Raw genomic sequence first — 18009 nt, 5'->3', positions numbered from 1 at the left:
TTTATAATAAGTACCTTTGAAAACTATTTAAAATTAATATGAATAACACCGCACCGACATTTGCTAAGCAAGACAATTTAAAGTTTTTTAGAACACTTAACTCTCGGGTAAACAATTACTTCAAAGAAAACAACATCAAAAAAACTGGAAATTGGAAACTGCATGTAAAAGCGGTTATTTTATTTACGGTTTTCCTTGCGCCGTACTTTTTAATTTTAACTTTAGATATGCCTTTTTGGTTACACTTGTTACTGACCATCGTAATGGGAATTGGCATGGCCGGAGTAGGTATGAATGTGATGCACGATGGCAATCACGGTTCGTACTCTACCAAAAGCTGGGTAAATAATTTTATGGGAGGCACTATTTATGTACTGGCAGGAAATGTGTACAACTGGCAAGTACAACACAATGTATTACACCACACCTATACCAACATTCCTGGGCATGACGAGGATTTGGATGCCGGTAGAATTATTCGATTTACCAATTCGGCGCCTTGGCATCGTTTTCATCGCTTTCAACATTATTATTCTGTTTTTTTATACGGTTTGTTAACCTTCAACTGGGCCATTACTACCGATTTTAAACAAATGCGTGCTTATTTAAAACGCAAATTATCATATGGTCAACCTAAGAGTCCAAAAATTCTTTGGACTACTTTAATTATCACCAAAATTATTTACGTTTCCATCTGGATTGTGTTGCCAATTGTAATTGGTATTACTTGGTGGAAAGTGCTTATTGGCTTTTTTGTGATGCATTATACTGCAGGATTAATTTTGAGTATTGTATTTCAATTGGCGCATGTGGTAGAACATACCGAAAATCCGTCGCCGAACGAATTGGGAGAAATGGACAACACTTGGGCCATTCACCAATTGTTTACTACAACTAATTTTGCACCCAAAAACTGGTTGGTAAACTGGTACACTGGTGGATTGAATCATCAAATTGAACATCATATTTTTCCGAATATTTCTCATATTCATTATGGTAAAATTGCTAAAATTGTACGCGAAACTGCCAAAGAATGCAATTTGCCATATTACGAATACAAAACCATGCGAAGTGCCGTTATTGCACACTTTAAGCATTTAAAAGAACTCGGAATAAAACCTGAATTAACCGTTTAATTAAACTATTAATAACCCCTCTTACCAACAGCAAGTAAGAGTTATCAAATTTTTTATAATGAATCATATTCTTTCAGACAGAATTAACAACTTGGCCACTTCGCAAACTTTGGCGATGGCAGCATTAGCACGTGAATTAAAAGCACAAGGAAAAGACATTATCAGTTTAAGTTTGGGCGAGCCAGACTTTAATACCCCTGATTTTATCAAAGAAGCAGCAAAAAAAGCAATCGACGATAATTACAGTACCTACTCTCCTGTTGATGGTTATCAGGATTTAAAAGAAGCTATTTGCAGAAAATTCAAAAGAGACAATGGTTTAGAGTACAAACCTTCTCAAATTGTAGTTTCTACAGGAGCAAAACAATCTTTATACAACATTGCACAAGTAATGTTAAACGATGGTGACGAGGTGATTTTGCCAGCACCTTACTGGGTTTCGTATTTCGAAATCGTAAAATTATCAGGCGGAATTCCTGTAGAAGTTCCGACTTCTGTTGAAACCGATTTCAAAATTACACCTGAGCAATTAGAAGCTGCCATCACACCAAAAACAAAAATGATGTGGTTTTCTTCACCTTGTAATCCTTCGGGGTCTGTTTACAGCCGTGAAGAATTAACTGCTTTAGCTAAAGTGTTAGAAAAACACCCAAATATCTACGTAGTTGCCGATGAAATCTATGAGCACATCAACTTCTCTGGAACTTTTTGCAGTATTGCCTCTATCCCAGGAATGTTAGAAAAAACCATTACGGTAAACGGAGTTGCAAAAGCATTTGCTATGACAGGATACCGAATTGGATACATCGGAGCACCAGAATTTATCGCAAAAGCGTGTACTAAAATTCAAGGACAAGTAACTTCGGGAGCAAATAGTATTGCGCAACGTGCTACCATTACTGCTGTAGATGCTGATCCTAGCGTTTTAAACGAAATGGTTCAGGCATTCCATGGTCGTAGAGATTTGGTTGTAGGATTATTGAAAGAAATTCCAGGCATCAAAATTAACGTTCCGGAAGGCGCATTTTACGTATTCCCAGACGTTTCTTCTTTCTTTGGAAAAACATTAAAAGGAACTGAAATCAAAGACGCAAACGATGTATCGATGCATCTTTTGGCCGAAGCAAATGTAGCTACCGTAACAGGAGATGCTTTCGGAAATCCAAATTGCATTCGCTTTTCTTACGCCACAAGCAACGAGATTTTAACCGAAGCTTTACGCCGAATTAAAGAAGCATTGACTGCTTAATTTTTCTATAAAGTCGTAAGACACATTTTATAATTTTATAATACCTCAAGGAAACTTGAGGTATTTTTTTTACTATTTTATATCTAACTTTTTAGAATGAAAAAGTAATCTGCTACCTCGATTTAGCTGCATAAATAATAACCATTTCTGTTTTTAACCACCCCAAAACCAGCCTTTTTAAGAGCCAACACAGTACAGGATAGTCTAGATTTTTTTTATAATTATTTTTAGCGCCTACTAACTAACCAAATTATATAATTAACTATGAAACAAAAAATTACAAAGGCAAATTGTATTGTTTTTAAACGCATCCTTTTTGCGTTTTTGTTTTTATTTGGCTTAACCAACCAAGTAATAGCCCAACGAAATGTTGAAAAATTAAATCGCGGCTTAATTGCCATGCGTTTAAACTCGAATGAAGTGTATGTTAACTGGCGGATGCTCGGAAACGAACCTATTGATGTTAGTTACAACTTGTATTACAACAACGTCAAACTAAACGACAATCCTTTAACAACCACTACCAATTTCACGCATACCACTACTTCTGACGGAGCGTATACGGTTCGAGCCATTATCAACGGAAGAGAAGAAGCAGACTCAGAAATCGCAACCATTTGGGCGAATCAATATTTGGATATACCGATGCAAATACCTCCTGATGGAAGAAACGTAGACGGTTCTTATACCTATACCGTAAACGATTGCAGTGTTGGTGATGTAGATGGTGACGGTCAATACGAATTATTTGTAAAATGGGATCCTTCTAATTCAAAGGACAATTCGCAACCCGGTTTTACAGGAAATGTTTATATCGATTGTTATCGATTGGATGGCACACGGCTTTGGCGAATTGATATGGGTAAAAACATCCGTGCTGGCGCCCATTATACACAATTCATTGTATATGACCTGGATTCAGACGGAAAAGCCGAAATGGCTTGCAGAACTGCGGATGGTACCATCGATGGAACCGGAATAGTAATTGGCGATGCAGCAGCAGATTACCGTAACCCTAATGGGAGTAAAACCAAAACAAGCACGTATGGTGCTGTTATTTCGGGACCCGAATTTTTAACCATTTTTAATGGCGAAACAGGCAAAGCCATGGCAACCACCAATTACCTTCCCGCACGAGGCACAGTATCAAATTGGGGAGATAGTTATGGCGGTCGCTCGGAGCGTTTTGTCGCTGCGGTTGCGTATCTTGATGGCGAAAAACCGAGTTTAATTATGGGTCGCGGTTACTATACACGATTGGTCCGAGTAGCTTGGGATTGGAGAAACGGTACCCTTTCGCAGCGTTGGATATTTGACAGTAACACTTCTGGAAATTCGGGAGCTGCAGGTATGGGCAACCATCAAATGACAGTTGGCGACTCAGATGGCGATGGCAAAGATGAAATATTCAATGGTTCCAGCGCTATGAATGATGACGGAACACTTTTATATGCCAATACATTAGGACACGGTGATGCATTGCACATGAGCGATATGGATCCCGATCGTCCAGGACTGGAAATATGGCAATGTTTGGAAGAGCCTGCAAAATATAAAACGAATGGTCTTGTGTTTTTAGATGCTAAAACGGGTGGCACTTTATGGGGGATACCGGCAAGCGCAGATATCGGACGTTGCAATGCTGCTGATATCGACCCTCGCTACAAAGGTTATGAATGCTTTGGTAGTGCTGGTGGTGTAAATTTCCTAATGGATTGCAAGGGAAATCTCATCAGCAATAAAAAACCTTCTCAAAACTTCACTATTTGGTGGGATGGCGATTTAAGCCGTGAACTCTTAGATGGCAAAAAAAACGGTGCGGATCCTAACATTTATTATGTTCCTGTCATAGATAAATGGAATTACGAAAATGGCAATACAACTAATCTCTTAACCGCTACGGGATACCTCACTAACAATACCACCAAAGCGACTCCTTCTTTGAGTGCCGACCTTTTCGGCGATTGGAGAGAAGAATTAATCGTTCGCAAGGACGACAACTCCGCTATTAGAATATATACAACTACTATCCCAACAGAACATAGGTTGTATACTTTAATGCACGACACCCAGTACCGAACAGCTATTGCTTGGCAAAACTCAGGTTACAATCAACCACCGCATCCGAGTTTTTATTTAGGAACAGATATGGATCCACAAACACAGCCAAACATCAAAGTTATTGATACTAAAAACTTAGGTGTGTCTGATTTTTCAAACCGTACATCTTCACCAAATGCGGTGGTTTTTCCAAATCCTGCTTCTCAAACTTTTAGCATAAAAGCCGAAGGTAAATTCACCTACAGTATTTATAATGTTTTAGGTCAAGAAATACAAAAAGGAAAAGGAGAAAACCAAGTTGAAGTAGGTTCGATTTCGGCTAAAGCAGGTGTATACCTTGTTACCGTAAAATCAGAAAAGGGAACGTCTTCCATCAAACTAATCAAAGAATAATAAAAACGCTATTAAATCCAAAGCCTCGAGAACTTCTTGAGGCTTTTTTATTTCAATCTACAATACTAAAACTTCATTTAAACGATTTCATGAACGCAATCCATTTTTTATTAATCCAATCCATTTCGAACGATAAAAACAATTAGAATTAAAAATAAAAAGACGTATTTTTAAGGAAAGTCATTTTTAAAATTCATTTTACCATTATGGAAACATCTCTCACTCAAAAAATATTCCGAATCCTATTAGGTGCTTTTATGACCTTTGCTGGAATAAGCCACCTTACTTTTCAACGTCAGGAATTCGTAGCTCAAGTACCAAAATGGCTACCAGACAACCCCGCTTTTATCGACTTTGTAGTACTCGCCTCGGGCGTTGTTGAAATTGCTCTGGGATTAAGCCTGATTTTTATTGTAAAACACCGCATTAAAGTCGGACTTGCTTTAGCTGTATTTTACATTCTGATATTCCCAGGAAACATTTCGCAGTACACCAACGGTATTGATGCTTTTGGACTTGATACAGACAAAAAGCGCTTCATTCGTTTACTCTTTCAGCCTGTACTTATTTTGTGGGCCTTATGGTCTACAGGAGCATGGACGTATTTAAAACAAAAGTATTTTTCAAATAAACCAACGCTATAACTTGATCTCGGCTTTGCTGTTATTCCAACTTTGCAAAACAAACACTTCAATAAAAAAAAGCATCTAGCAAAAATTTAAAATTAGATCTTACTTATCATTTCAGTTAACAATTTCAAAAAAATAAACAAAGCATTAGAAATCTTCCAAAATTTATTAGACCTTTGCACACTTTTTTGGGGAATTCCGTAAAAGTCTAACATTTTAGAAATGAAGAAGAAAATCGAAATATTAGCTCCCGCTAAAGATTTAATTGGAGGAATGGCGGCCATCAATAGTGGTGCTGATGCAGTATATATTGGAGCGCCACAATTTGGAGCGCGTTCTAATGCCAACAACTCAATCGAAGATGTTGCGGCCTTGGTTAAATATGCGCATTTATTTAATGCTCAGGTTTTTGTGGTTATTAATACTATTTTATATGATAACGAGCTAGAAACCTGCCGTTTAATGATTTGGGAATTGTACGATATTGGCGTTGATGCGCTTATCATTCAAGATATGGCAATTATGGAAATGGAATTGCCTCCTATTGTATTGCACGCCAGTACACAAACCAATAACCGCGATGCAGATAAAATTAAATTTTTGAAAGATGCCGGAATCAAACGTGTGGTGTTAGCACGTGAATTAAACCTGCATCAAATTAAAACAATATACGACCACGCTGATGTTGAGTTAGAGTTTTTTGTTACCGGAGCTTTATGTGTTTCGTTTAGCGGAAACTGTTATATGAGTGTGGCCAACGGAGAACGTAGTGCCAACCGCGGTTCTTGTGCACAAAACTGCCGTTTACCATATAACTTAATCGATGGAAACGGAGAAACTTTAATCAAAAACAGCCACTTGCTATCGATTAAAGATTTAGACGTTTCGGATCAGATTCCGAATTTAATTGAAGCGGGAATCGTTTCTTTCAAAATTGAAGGCCGTTTAAAAGATGTCGCTTATGTTAAAAACAACGTTTCGTATTTACGGCAAAAATTAGACAGCTTTTTAGAAGGAGAAGGAAGCGACAAATACATTAAAGCTTCTTCTGGAAAATGCACCTATACTTTTGATTCTACTTTAAGCAGAACGTTCAATCGTGGTTATACGGATTATTTCGTAAACGAAAGACACAGTTCGATTGGTTCCTGGGAAAGTCCAAAATCAAAAGGACAATATATTGGTAAATTAATCCGAACGATTGGAAACGCTTACGAAATCGAAAACGGTGAATTATTAAACAACGGTGACGGACTTTGTTTCATCAAAGAAAATAACGAAGCCGACGGAATCTACGTCAACAAAGCAGACAACGGAAAAGTATACCCAAACGTTTTAAAAGAAATCAAAGACGGAACTTTCATTTACAGAAACAACGACGCTGCTTTCATCAAAATTGTGGAGAGAGAAGACAGTGCCATCCGTAAAATCGGAACTACTTTATTGCTTACCGAAAACGAAAACGGTTTTGAATTAATTGCAACCGACGAAGATGGAAATGTAAGCACCGTAAAATTAGAGCATCCAAAAGAACAAACAAAAACGGGCGAATCGATCGAAGAAAACATAAAAGTGCAATTGGCAAAAACAGGTTTTACACCCTACAGCGCAGATGAAATCAATGTAATGTTTTCGCAAAACTGGTTCCTTCCTATTTCAAAAATAAACGAAATGCGAAGAAATGTTTTCGAACAATTATCTGAAATTCGTTTGAAAAATTACGTTCGCGAAGAACACCAATTGGTCAAAACGTCACATCCTTATCCAGAAACCAAATTGGATTTCATGTACAACGTTTCGAACAAAACCGCTCGTAAATTCTACGAACGTCACGGTGTTACCGAAATAGAAAAAGCATTCGAATTGCAATGGGATCCAGGAAAATCACGTGTAATGACCACCAAATATTGCATCAAATACGAATTAAAAAAATGTCCAATTCACCAAAAAGACATCGTAGGTGTTAAAGTAAAAGAACCATTAGTTTTAAAACAGGGTGAATTGGAATACAAACTAAAATTCAATTGTAAACCCTGCGAAATGGAAATCTGGGAAAAAGATGCCGAATTTGAAATCGAGGAAGATCATTTTCACTAAAACCCTACAATTCTAAAAATTAAAACTGCTTTACGAGGCAGTTTTTTTATGCTTTTTTTCTACGCCAAATCAATTATATAAAATGGTTTCTAAATTATGTAAGACGCAACAACCTGTTTTAGAATAAGTTTGTATATAACATTTTAAAAATATAAAATCATGGAAAATACAGATAGAACAAATCAGGAAACAAGTACAACAATTGATCAATTAGAAGGCTTAATTGCCATTTTAGAAGACGGAAAATTGGGTTATACTAACGCCGCCGAAAATGTAGAAGACGCACAAAGCAAAGCTGATTTTTTGAGTTATGCACGCGAAAGAGCGCTTCATATTACCGAACTTCAAGATGAGATTAACAAACTAGGAAAATCGACCAACACCACAAGTGGTCCATTGGGAGCCATTCATAGAACATGGATTGATTTTAAATCGATGGTGACAGGTGGCGACAAAGAAGCCATCATCAACGCTTGTATTACAGGTGAAGAGGCAGCCATCAAAAAATACGAAAGCACGCTAGAAGAAGGTCATTTTAACCCAATGTTACATGGCTTGGTTGCGAAACAATTGGCTAATATTAAAAACACGCTGGCTAAAATTGAACTTAAAAAAGAAGCGATTATCTAAAGATTTCGCGAGCATCATTAAAAACTACTTTGCTACTTGTAACAAAGTAGTTTTTTTTGTGGTTTAAATTCTATAAACTGAAAAAATAGTTTTATAACAAACCTTGTTCCAGCAAGTTATACCTTTATTTATTCACAACTTTAAAACAACGCATCATGGAAAATACAACTCACAACGAAGACAACAAAGACAAAAATCAAGCCGAACGCTTGGATGAAACTGCATTCAAAAACGAAGAAGAATCTACAGGAAAAGACCCAGATAAAAAGAAAAAATTTCCAATTCCGATTGATTTGATGGACGATTTGAATAAAGAAAAAATCGACCCGTTAACCGAAAGCATTACCAATTTGGGTTATGAAGAAAAACCGCCTAGGAAGAAAGAACTGGAACAAACCGAACATTTGGATCAAGATGATAAATAAGTAAAAGGCAGTAACTTTTAGAGCTACTGCCTTTTTACAAACCAAAAACCAATCTATTTATATTTAAAAACCAAAATATTCCTTATTCTCGTACTCCTTGTACCAACAAACTACCATTGGTAATTTGCGTATAAAGAGTATGGATGTAATTTTTAAAACTCAAAACGTACCTCGGCACCATCAAATTCACAGAAGCCAACATGGTTTCCCAAACACTAGTATATTGTGCAATTTCATAACCAAAAATTTGATCCACTAACGCTTTTTTAGCCAAATGACTTTCGGTGCTTTTACTGTTAATTTGATTGAGTGCTTGCAAATTTTGTTTTATTCTCGAATTTGACTTTCCACTTTTGATTCGGCTGTGATTGTCATCTACAAAAAGTGCTTTGAGTTGATTTTTCATTCCGTAGTTTGCGTCAAATCGCGAGGATTGTGTTGCCATTCCTAGAAGCGAAAACGAAATACGCTGGTTTTTCTTAAAACTAACAACCGTATTTACATTTCCGTTACCGTTTATAATGGCCGATTTTCCTGCCTTCAAACAAAAAGTATTGTTATTTTGAAAACCGTAACCGTGTTTAATTTCTCCATAAGAGCAATACGCAAAAAACAAAGGTACATTTTCAAACGATTCTAAACTTAGAGATACTTCTTCTGTAAAATACAAATCAAATTGCATGTACAAAGCGCCTTCTTTAAAATAAGAACTTTTAATGCGACCACGAGCCAAATCCGACTTGAGTAAAATTTTGCTTTCGTCGTTTACCGTTGTCATTTTTCCGCCCAATGCTTTATTGAGTTGTGATAAAATAGTAGTAGTGTTCCCCGTATTGATGTAAATTTTTTTCATTAGTAATTCCGTTTTAAATCCATTTTTTCTCGTAAAAACGGTTTGTTATTTTACCTTACAAATATCCGATGTGCTTACAGCAAATTTGTTATACAATTTTATCAGAGGGTTTCATAATTTTGATTTTGCTTCCATTTTGTGAAGTATTTGATTTTGAAAACGCTAAATCGGATTTAAAAATAGATTTTGGTTTTCAAAACAAGATTTCAAGGTTTATTTATAAAAAAATCTTAATTAAACCGCATCATCCCAAAAGAAGCATTGCTTTTTTTTAAGTTTGTAAAAACATTTCTGACCAAATGAAACTATTAATTGTAGAAGACGAACCGAATTTACTGGCCATTTTAAGAAAAGGATTTGCCGAGAATAACTACGATGTGAGTGTCTCTCTTGATGGAGAAACTGCGTTGCAAATGATTCTGACCAACACTTTTGATGTGGTTGTTTTAGATGTTATGCTTCCAAAAATCAACGGAATCGAAATTTGCCGTAAGTTACGGGCTATGAAAAATTTTGTTCCTATTTTGTTACTTACAGCCTTGGGAACTTCCGAAAACATCGTAAATGGTTTAGAAAATGGTGCCGATGATTATTTGGTAAAACCTTTTAAATTTAGCGAATTAAATGCCCGTGTTATGGCCTTAGCACGAAGAGCTAAAATTGACCAACAGTCACCCGATATTATAAAAATAGACGATTTAGAAATCAATGCTAAAACCAAAACGGTTTACAAAAACGGAAATCCGATTGCTTTGACTTATAAAGAGTTTACACTTTTGCACTATCTTGCTAAAAATTCGGGAACCATTGTTTCGCGAAATCAAATTTTAGATAATGTATGGGACATTACGTTTGATATGAATACGAATGTGGTAGATGTATACATCAATTACCTTCGCAAAAAAATTGACAAACCCTACAACACCAAAAAAATTCAAACCATCAAAGGATTTGGATACATGATACAAAGTGAACATGAACATTAAGAAAAAAATCACCTTTAGTTACGTCATTTTATCTTCCTTTAGCACTTTGCTATTGTGTATTTTGGTTTTTTATTTATTCCGAAGTAATAATCAATATTATTTTTTGAAACGGTTAGAAGACCGAGCTAAAATTGTAGCGTCGATTCATTTTCAAAAAGATCCCGAAAAAATAAAATACTACAAACAGCTTAAAAAAAACGGTTTAGAAGAACTAATTCAGGAAGAAGATTTTGTACTAAAAGTAAACAGTCACAATACGTTTGAGTACAACATCAATTTGAATTTACCCAACGAATTCTACACCAATGTTTTAAAAAACGGCAAAGAATCTTTTGAGATTAACAACAAATATTTTTTGGGTCAAATTTTTACCGAACACGGACAAAAATACATCGTCATTATTTCGGCCGTAGATCGTAAAGGACATTTAACCACGGTTTACATAACCCGAATCATGTCGTTTGGTATTTTGGCCTTTGTGCTTTTATCTTTCTTTTTAGGTCGTTTGTTGGCCAAAAAAGTGATTAATCCCGTGGCAAATATTACCAAAGAAGTAAAACGAATTAGCGCTTCCAATTTATCTCGCCGATTGCAAAATAGTGATAGTTCGGATGAAATTGCCGATTTAACTTCGACCTTTAATAACATGTTGGATCGATTGGAAACTTCTTTTGAAATTCAGACCAACTTTATCAACAATGCCTCGCATGAATTAAAAACGCCTATTACCACAATTATTGCCGAAGCGGAAATCATGCTTTTAAAAGACCGCGAAAAAGAAGAATACATTGCTTCGCTCGAGAATATTTACAAACAATCATCTAAATTAGGCAGCTTAACCGAAAGCCTTTTAAAACTCACACAAACCGGATACGACGGTACCAAACAAGTGCAAAACATAGTGCGAATTGATGATTTACTATTCGAAGTAAAAAACGATTTAGATAAATTTTACCCAGACAATAAAGTTACTATCAAATTGGATAATTCGGCCAAAGACAGTAGTTTATTGACCATTCCGTGCAACAAAAATTTATTAGAATTAGCCATCAACAACATTATTGCCAACGGCGTTAAATATTCTGACAACAAAGAAGTTTTTGTTAACCTCAGCACCGTTAAAGATGCGATTAAAGTAACCATTAGCGATATCGGAATTGGGATTCCATCCGAAGACATTCCGCATTTATACGAGCCTTTTTTTAGAGGAAAAGAAGCCAGCAAATACATTGGCTACGGTTTAGGATTGCCTCTGGCTATGAAAATCATTCGGATGCACAATGGCGAATTACAAATTCAATCTGAAAAAGACAAAGGAACTATTGTAACGATTGTATTCCATACCAACAAGATTAAAATTTCTAATCTGGATTCTTAGGATTTTTTAATTCCGTATTAAATCCTTTCTAATATTACCCTTCTTATTTTGTAAGTACAGGCAGTACGCGTACTTATGAAAAACTATTTAATTCCAACACAACTCCATTACGACACCCTTTCGGCAATTAAAACTGCAATTGTTCACGGGCAAAATCAAGAAATTAAAATAGTGCTTTTGTGGGTCTCGGAAGAAATTAATGCCATTTCGGCGGCACATTTTTTAAGAGAATTCAATTCGCAAATAACATCAAAAGAACAAAAAATAGTAGATACTTGCTTAGAGTACGCGGAACGTTTTCCGAATTGCAGTATCGAGTTCAAACGGCAATTTGGCCTTTCTTCGAGTCTTTTAAAAAAACTACTACACCAATTTGAAACCGATTTAATAGTGCTTACGAGTTCTATGGTTAACAGCAAAAAAAGGTTTCATTCCACTTTAATTCAATATTTAGAAAAGCAAAAAACGCCTATTTTACACCTAAATAATGCTGTTGACAATCCATTAACGAATGCCGTTTTTCTTCAGAATAAAGAATCGGAAATCAATTTAAAGAAGTTGGAAAATTATTTGAACACGCATTTCCCTTTTCAAAAAATTAGTCAAATTATAGAAAAAGAATCGCATCAAAATAAAGATACTGGTTCCGAATTAGCGAATATACTCTCAACCAATGCGATTGATTTTGTTATTGAAACACGAAAGAAGGAACGTTTAAAATTAAAAAAAGCATCCAAAACCAATATCAACCAACACCTTAACATTCCGGTTTTGTCTCTTTACGAAGAAATGCTTTTGCAATAGCTTTCTCAAAAAACGATTCGGGTTTTAATTCTTGATTTTTGTACATTTGAGACAATGGAATTAATTCTTGAAAATATCGCCAAGCATGTTCAATTGACTCCCCAAGAGCAATTGCATTTTTTATCGAAAACTACTCTAGAACACCACAAAGCGAAAAGTGTGATTTTAAACGCAGGACAAATTTCGACAAAATCCTATTTTGTAAACTCTGGCATTCTACGAAGTTTTACCATTAACGATAATATTGTTGAACACGTTTTGAGTTTTTCTTGTGCCGGTTGGTGGATTAGCGATATGTACAGTTATTTTACACAAAAGCCCGGCAATTTATTTATAGAAGTTCTTGAAGATGCAGAAGTAGTGGTATTATCCAAAGAAAATCAAGAACAATTGTACCACGATATTCCAAAATTGGAGCGTTTTTTTCGCATATTAACCGAAAATTCTCTGGTCGCCAACCAAGAACGTTTAATGGATAATTTAAGTCTTTCGGCCGAAGAACGCTTTGAAAAATTCTGCATAAAATACCCCAATTTAATTCTGAAAGTTCCCCAAAAACAAATTGCTTCTTTCATTGGCGTTACACCCGAGTTTTTTAGTAAAATGAAAAGCAAACTTTTAAAAAACAGTTCTCAAAGCATCTAAATCGTAAATGCTAAACCATTTCTTAATCTAGATTAAGTGATTTTTGTAGGTAATGCTTGTAACTTTGTTGTATCAAATAACCACAAATACAAATACTTATGGAAAATACAGTCATTCACAAAGCCGATACTCGAGGTCATGCCGACCACGGATGGTTAAATGCTTATCATAGTTTTAGTTTTGCTAGTTGGTACAATCCAGACCGAATTAATTTTGGCGCGCTTCGTGTTTTAAACGACGATACTATTGCTGCTGGTATGGGATTTGGAACCCATCCGCATGATAATATGGAAATTATTACCATTCCGCTCGAAGGCGATTTAGCTCACAAAGACAGCATGGGCAATTCGTCGATAATCAAACATGGCGATGTGCAAGTTATGAGTGCCGGAACCGGAATTCAGCATAGCGAATTTAATCCGAATGCGGATAAACAAACTAAATTATTGCAGATTTGGTTGTTTTCGAAAACACGAAATGTTGAACCACGATACCAACAAATTACCTTAAATGTAGCCGACAGACATAATAAATTACAACAAGTATTGTCGCCAAATGAAGATGATGAAGGCGTTTGGATTCACCAAGATGCTTGGTTTCACATGGGGAATTTTGATGCGGGAAAATCGGCAACATATCAACTAAAAAAAGAAGGAAACGGAGTATACCTTTTTATTTTAAAAGGCGACCTAACCGTCAATGGAAACGACTTAACCACTCGAGATGCTATCGGAATTAGCGATTTCGAAAAACTAACTATTGAAGCAAAATCGGATGCTGAATTTTTATTAATGGAAATTCCGATGCAAGTACTTTATTAATTTAAACTTTAAAAAAATAGAATTATGGCAACAACTAAATGGACAATCGACCCTACACATTCAGAAATTGGTTTTAAAGTAAAACACATGATGTTTACCAATGTTTCCGGACGCTTTAACGTATACGAAGGTACCGTAACTACCGAAGATGATTCGTTTGAAAATGCGCAAATCGATTTTAAAGCAGCGGTAAATTCAATTGATACCAATAATAACGATCGTGATAATCACTTAAAAAGCGCTGATTTTTTTGATGTAGAAAACCACAGCCATTTGACTTTTCAATCAACTGGATTCAAAAAAATTGAAGAAAACGAATACGAATTAAGTGGAAAATTAACCATCAAAGGAGTTGAAAAAGACGTAAAATTTCCAGTAGAATTTAGCGGATTAATGACTGATCCTTGGGGGAATACCAAAGTAGGTTTAAATATTTTAGGAAAAATAAACCGCAAAGATTGGGGTTTAAACTGGAATTCGGCACTTGAAACGGGTGGTGTTTTAGTAGGCGACGAAATAAAAATGAATATTGAATTGCAATTAGCAAAACAATAAGTAAAATAAAAAAAGTTTTTAAAAGTCTCGTGATTCTATTGCGAGGCTTTTTTATTGCTCTTTTTCAAAATCTTTTCAATTAAAAAAATAGTACTTTTGCTGACCAATTGAAAATAATCATTCAATCTTTAAATTTAAAAAAATGAAAGCATACGTATTTCCTGGTCAAGGTGCACAATTTACTGGAATGGGTAAAGATTTATACGAAAACTCAACTGTAGCAAAAGAATTATTTGATAAAGCCAACGAAATTTTAGGTTTCAACATCACCGATATTATGTTTGAAGGCACTGCCGACGAACTAAAACAAACAAAAGTAACCCAACCAGCCGTATTTTTACATTCGGTTATTCTAGCTAAAACCTTAGAAAATTTTGAACCCGAAATGGTAGCTGGACATTCTTTAGGCGAATTCTCTGCTTTAGTAGCAAACGGAACTTTATCTTTTGAAGACGGTCTTAAATTGGTTTCGCAACGCGCTTTAGCCATGCAAAAAGCTTGCGAAATCACACCATCAACCATGGCTGCGGTTTTAAACTTAGCCGATAATGTAGTGGAAGAAATTTGTGCTTCTGTAGATGGAGTTGTTGTGGCTGCAAACTACAATTGTCCTGGTCAGTTAGTAATTTCGGGAGAATTTAAAGCTGTTGAATTAGCTTGTGAAAAAATGAAAGAAGCTGGAGCAAAACGTGCTTTATTATTACCTGTTGGTGGTGCTTTTCACTCACCAATGATGGAACCGGCTCGTGAAGAATTAGCAGCAGCTATCGAAGCCACAACATTTTCAACTCCAATTTGCCCAGTATACCAAAACGTAACGGCAAGTGCTGTTTCAGACCCAACCGAAATAAAAAAGAACTTAATCGTCCAGTTAACTGCACCTGTAAGATGGACCCAATCGATACAACAAATGATTGCTGATGGTGCTACTTTATTTACAGAAGTAGGACCAGGAAAAGTGTTAACCGGTTTAATTAACAAAATCGATAAAGAAGCCGCGACTGCAAATGCTTAACTAACATAATTTTTGATTAAAAAAACTCCCAAATAGTCCTACGATTATTTGGGAGTTTTTAATTATGTTTTACTGCGCTTTTAGGAACGAATTTTCTGTTCCCATTTCCAGGCGCTTGCCATTGCTTCATCTAAAGTGGATTGCGCTTTCCAACCTAAAACATCATTGGCTTTGGTAGTACTCGCATAAGCCTCGGTAATATCACCTTCTCGGCGTGCAACTATTTTATAGGGAAGTTTTTTATCACTTGCCTTTTCAAAACTTTCAATAACTTCTAAAACCGAACTTCCTTTTCCTGTTCCTAAATTAAAAATTTCAATTTTATCTTGATTTTCATCATTTAGTAAACGCTGTAAAGCTACTACGTGGGCTTTTGCCAAATCGACTACATGAATATAATCACGAACTGCGGTTCCATCTGGAGTAGGATAATCATTTCCAAAAACAGCTAATTCCTGACGTAATCCCATAGCCGTTTGCGTAATAAAGGGAACTAAATTTTGAGGAACGCCAAGTGGTAATTCACCAATTTCGGCAGAAGGATGTGCCCCAATTGGATTAAAATAACGCAATAAAATTGCATTAATATTGGTTACTTTAGTAGTATCGATAATAATTTCTTCTCCCATTTTTTTGGTATTCCCATAAGGAGAAAGTGGATTTTGCACAGGAGCATCTTCAGTAATTGGCATTTTTTCGGCTTGACCGTAAACCGTGCACGAAGAACTAAAAATGAAATTCGCTTTTGGTTTTTTCTGTAATTCTTGTAACAAATACACCAAAGTCGAAATATTATTTTCGTAATACAACAAGGGATTTTCTACGCTTTCGCCTACAGCTTTTGAAGCTGCAAAGTGAATTACACCCGAAACATCTTCGTATTTTTTAAAAAAATCTTGAACAGTCTTTTTTTCGCGTAAATCAATTTTTTCAAAAATTGGTTTTTTGCCTGTAATCGATGCAATACCATCTAAAACACTCTCAGACGAGTTGGATAAATTATCAATTACGATGACTTCAAATCCTTCATTTTGCAATTCAACTACAGTATGCGATCCTATAAATCCCAAACCTCCGGTGACTACTATTTTCATTTTAGTTAGTTTTTAGCTTTTGGTTATTTATTCAAAAATTCTAAAACAGCATCAGTAATAAATGCAATTTGATCATCTTCTAGCTCAGTGTGCATAGGCAAAGCCATTACTTCTTGTACCAATTGATTGGTTACCGGAAATTGTTCTTCTTTGTAACGCGAATCCAAGTACGCTTTTTGAGCATGTAACGGAATTGGATAATAAATAGCGCATGGAATTCCTTTTGATTGTAAATGCGTCAATAATCCATCGCGATCGGCATTAATTATACGAGGACAATATTGGTGAAAAACGTGGTTATTTTCGTTTTCGTCAAAATTTGGAGTAACAATGTTGCCATGATCAGAAAAAGCTGCATTGTATTTCGTAGCTGCCTGACGACGCGCTTTATTATAATCGTTTAAAAAAGGTAGTTTGGCATTTAAAACCGCTGCTTGAATACTATCCAAACGCGAGTTTACGCCCACCACATCATGGTGATAACGTTCGTACATTCCGTGATTTACAATCCCTCTAATAGTATGCGCTAAGTCATCGTCATTAGTAAAAATAGCTCCGCCATCTCCGTAACAACCTAAATTTTTAGATGGAAAAAAAGAAGTAGCACCTACGTGACCAATAGCACCCACTTTGGTTTTGCTTCCATTTTCCGAAACATAATCAGCTCCAATAGCTTGCGCATTATCTTCAATAACAAATAAATTATGCTCGGCAGCTATTTGCATTATCGCATCCATATTTGCGGGACGTCCAAACAAATGTACCGGAACAATTGCTTTCGTTTTTGGCGTTATGGCTTTTTTGATGGCTTCGACAGATATGTTCATCGTATCCATTTCGACATCTACCAAAACAGGTGTTAATTGCAACAAGGCAATAACTTCAACCGTGGCTGCAAAGGTAAAATCGGCCGTGATTACCTCATCATCCGGTTTTAAACCCAATCCCATCATGGCAATTTGCAAAGCATCGGTACCATTTGCACACGGAATAACGTGTTTTACGCCTAAATAATTTTCAAGATTTTTTTGAAATTCGTGAACCAACGGTCCATTAATATAAGTGGTGGTATCTAAGACTTCTTGGATAGAAGTATTCACCGTATCTTTTATTTTATCATATTGACTTTTTAAGTCAACCATTTGTAATTTTTTCATGATATGCAAATTGTGAAAGTTCTTCAATAGCTACTGGCAAAACGAGTGTTGCTGCAAATGCGACAATTGAAGCACAAAAAT

At 35.8% G+C, this 18009-nt stretch carries 17 protein-coding genes; 14 read left to right on the top strand and 3 right to left on the bottom strand.

Translation table 11 applies throughout. From position 1 onward, the window contains the following. Nucleotides 1–38 precede the first annotated feature (38 nt). The 7 genes from I5M07_RS10850 (at nt 39) to I5M07_RS10820 (ending at nt 8620) form a co-directional block, all read left to right on the top strand. The gene (locus tag I5M07_RS10850) at nt 39–1136 is read left to right on the top strand and encodes a fatty acid desaturase family protein (RefSeq protein ID WP_200106466.1); all 1098 of its coding nucleotides are present in this window, start codon (nt 39–41) and stop codon (nt 1134–1136) included. 58 nt (nt 1137–1194) lie between these two features. Next, nucleotides 1195–2385, top strand: a complete 1191-nt coding sequence (locus I5M07_RS10845) for a pyridoxal phosphate-dependent aminotransferase (protein ID WP_200106465.1) — start codon at nt 1195–1197, stop codon at nt 2383–2385. Between the two features lie 264 nt (nt 2386–2649). Next, nucleotides 2650–4839 carry a rhamnogalacturonan lyase family protein gene (locus I5M07_RS10840; RefSeq protein ID WP_200106464.1) on the top strand — a complete coding sequence of 730 codons (2190 nt, stop codon included), beginning with the start codon at nt 2650–2652 and terminating at the stop codon, nt 4837–4839. 206 nt (nt 4840–5045) lie between these two features. Beyond that, on the top strand, nt 5046–5483 hold the full coding sequence (locus I5M07_RS10835; RefSeq protein ID WP_200106463.1) for a DoxX family protein: 438 nt from the start codon (nt 5046–5048) through the stop codon (nt 5481–5483). 207 nt (nt 5484–5690) lie between these two features. Further along, the gene (locus I5M07_RS10830) at nt 5691–7565 is read left to right on the top strand and encodes a peptidase U32 family protein (RefSeq protein WP_200106462.1); all 1875 of its coding nucleotides are present in this window, start codon (nt 5691–5693) and stop codon (nt 7563–7565) included. Nucleotides 7566–7724: 159 nt separating this feature from the next. Then, a complete protein-coding gene (locus I5M07_RS10825; protein ID WP_200106461.1) occupies nt 7725–8195 on the top strand; it encodes a ferritin-like domain-containing protein in 471 nt (156 codons plus the stop codon). A gap of 155 nt (nt 8196–8350) precedes the next feature. Further along, entirely contained in the window at nt 8351–8620 is a 270-nt protein-coding gene (locus I5M07_RS10820) for a hypothetical protein (protein WP_200106460.1), read from the top strand. 82 nt (nt 8621–8702) lie between these two features. On the opposite strand, the gene I5M07_RS10815 is transcribed toward I5M07_RS10820, so the two are convergent. Next, nucleotides 8703–9473, bottom strand: coding sequence for a hypothetical protein (locus I5M07_RS10815; protein WP_200106459.1), 771 nt, complete (start codon nt 9471–9473; stop codon nt 8703–8705). Between the two features lie 299 nt (nt 9474–9772). Here I5M07_RS10815 and I5M07_RS10810 point away from each other — a divergent pair, with 299 nt between their 5' ends. From I5M07_RS10810 to fabD, 7 genes are all read left to right on the top strand, one after another. Beyond that, nucleotides 9773–10459: a response regulator transcription factor gene (locus I5M07_RS10810; protein WP_200106458.1), complete on the top strand. Its 687-nt coding sequence runs from the start codon at nt 9773–9775 to the stop codon at nt 10457–10459. Beyond that, complete coding sequence (locus I5M07_RS10805) at nt 10449–11837, top strand: sensor histidine kinase (RefSeq protein ID WP_200106457.1); 1389 nt, start codon at nt 10449–10451, stop codon at nt 11835–11837. The genes I5M07_RS10810 and I5M07_RS10805 overlap by 11 nt, the downstream gene beginning before the upstream one ends. Nucleotides 11838–11912: 75 nt before the next feature. Then, nucleotides 11913–12641, top strand: coding sequence for a hypothetical protein (locus I5M07_RS10800; RefSeq protein WP_200106456.1), 729 nt, complete (start codon nt 11913–11915; stop codon nt 12639–12641). A gap of 54 nt (nt 12642–12695) precedes the next feature. Continuing rightward, nucleotides 12696–13286, top strand: a complete 591-nt coding sequence (locus tag I5M07_RS10795; protein WP_200106455.1) for a Crp/Fnr family transcriptional regulator — start codon at nt 12696–12698, stop codon at nt 13284–13286. 98 nt (nt 13287–13384) lie between these two features. After that, nucleotides 13385–14107 carry a pirin family protein gene (locus I5M07_RS10790; protein ID WP_200106454.1) on the top strand — a complete coding sequence of 241 codons (723 nt, stop codon included), beginning with the start codon at nt 13385–13387 and terminating at the stop codon, nt 14105–14107. A 24-nt stretch (nt 14108–14131) separates the two neighbouring features. Beyond that, on the top strand, nt 14132–14662 hold the full coding sequence (locus tag I5M07_RS10785; protein WP_200106453.1) for a YceI family protein: 531 nt from the start codon (nt 14132–14134) through the stop codon (nt 14660–14662). A gap of 142 nt (nt 14663–14804) precedes the next feature. Further along, nucleotides 14805–15677 (top strand): ACP S-malonyltransferase, encoded by an 873-nt coding sequence (gene fabD, locus I5M07_RS10780; protein ID WP_200106452.1) that lies wholly within the window; start codon nt 14805–14807, stop codon nt 15675–15677. Between the two features lie 80 nt (nt 15678–15757). Here the strand turns inward: fabD and galE are convergent, their stop codons facing one another. Together galE and I5M07_RS10770 are read right to left on the bottom strand one after the other, a co-directional pair. Then, the gene (gene galE / locus I5M07_RS10775; protein WP_200106451.1) at nt 15758–16771 is read right to left on the bottom strand and encodes a UDP-glucose 4-epimerase GalE; all 1014 of its coding nucleotides are present in this window, start codon (nt 16769–16771) and stop codon (nt 15758–15760) included. 23 nt (nt 16772–16794) lie between these two features. Then, complete coding sequence (locus I5M07_RS10770) at nt 16795–17928, bottom strand: DegT/DnrJ/EryC1/StrS family aminotransferase (protein WP_200106450.1); 1134 nt, start codon at nt 17926–17928, stop codon at nt 16795–16797. Between the last annotated feature and the right edge of the window lie 81 nt (nt 17929–18009).

Source organism: Flavobacterium agrisoli (assembly GCF_016522065.1).
Lineage (GTDB): Bacteria > Bacteroidota > Bacteroidia > Flavobacteriales > Flavobacteriaceae > Flavobacterium > Flavobacterium agrisoli.
The sequence above is the reverse complement of the archived record's forward strand: the minus strand, read 5'-3'. Positions and strand labels throughout refer to the sequence as shown.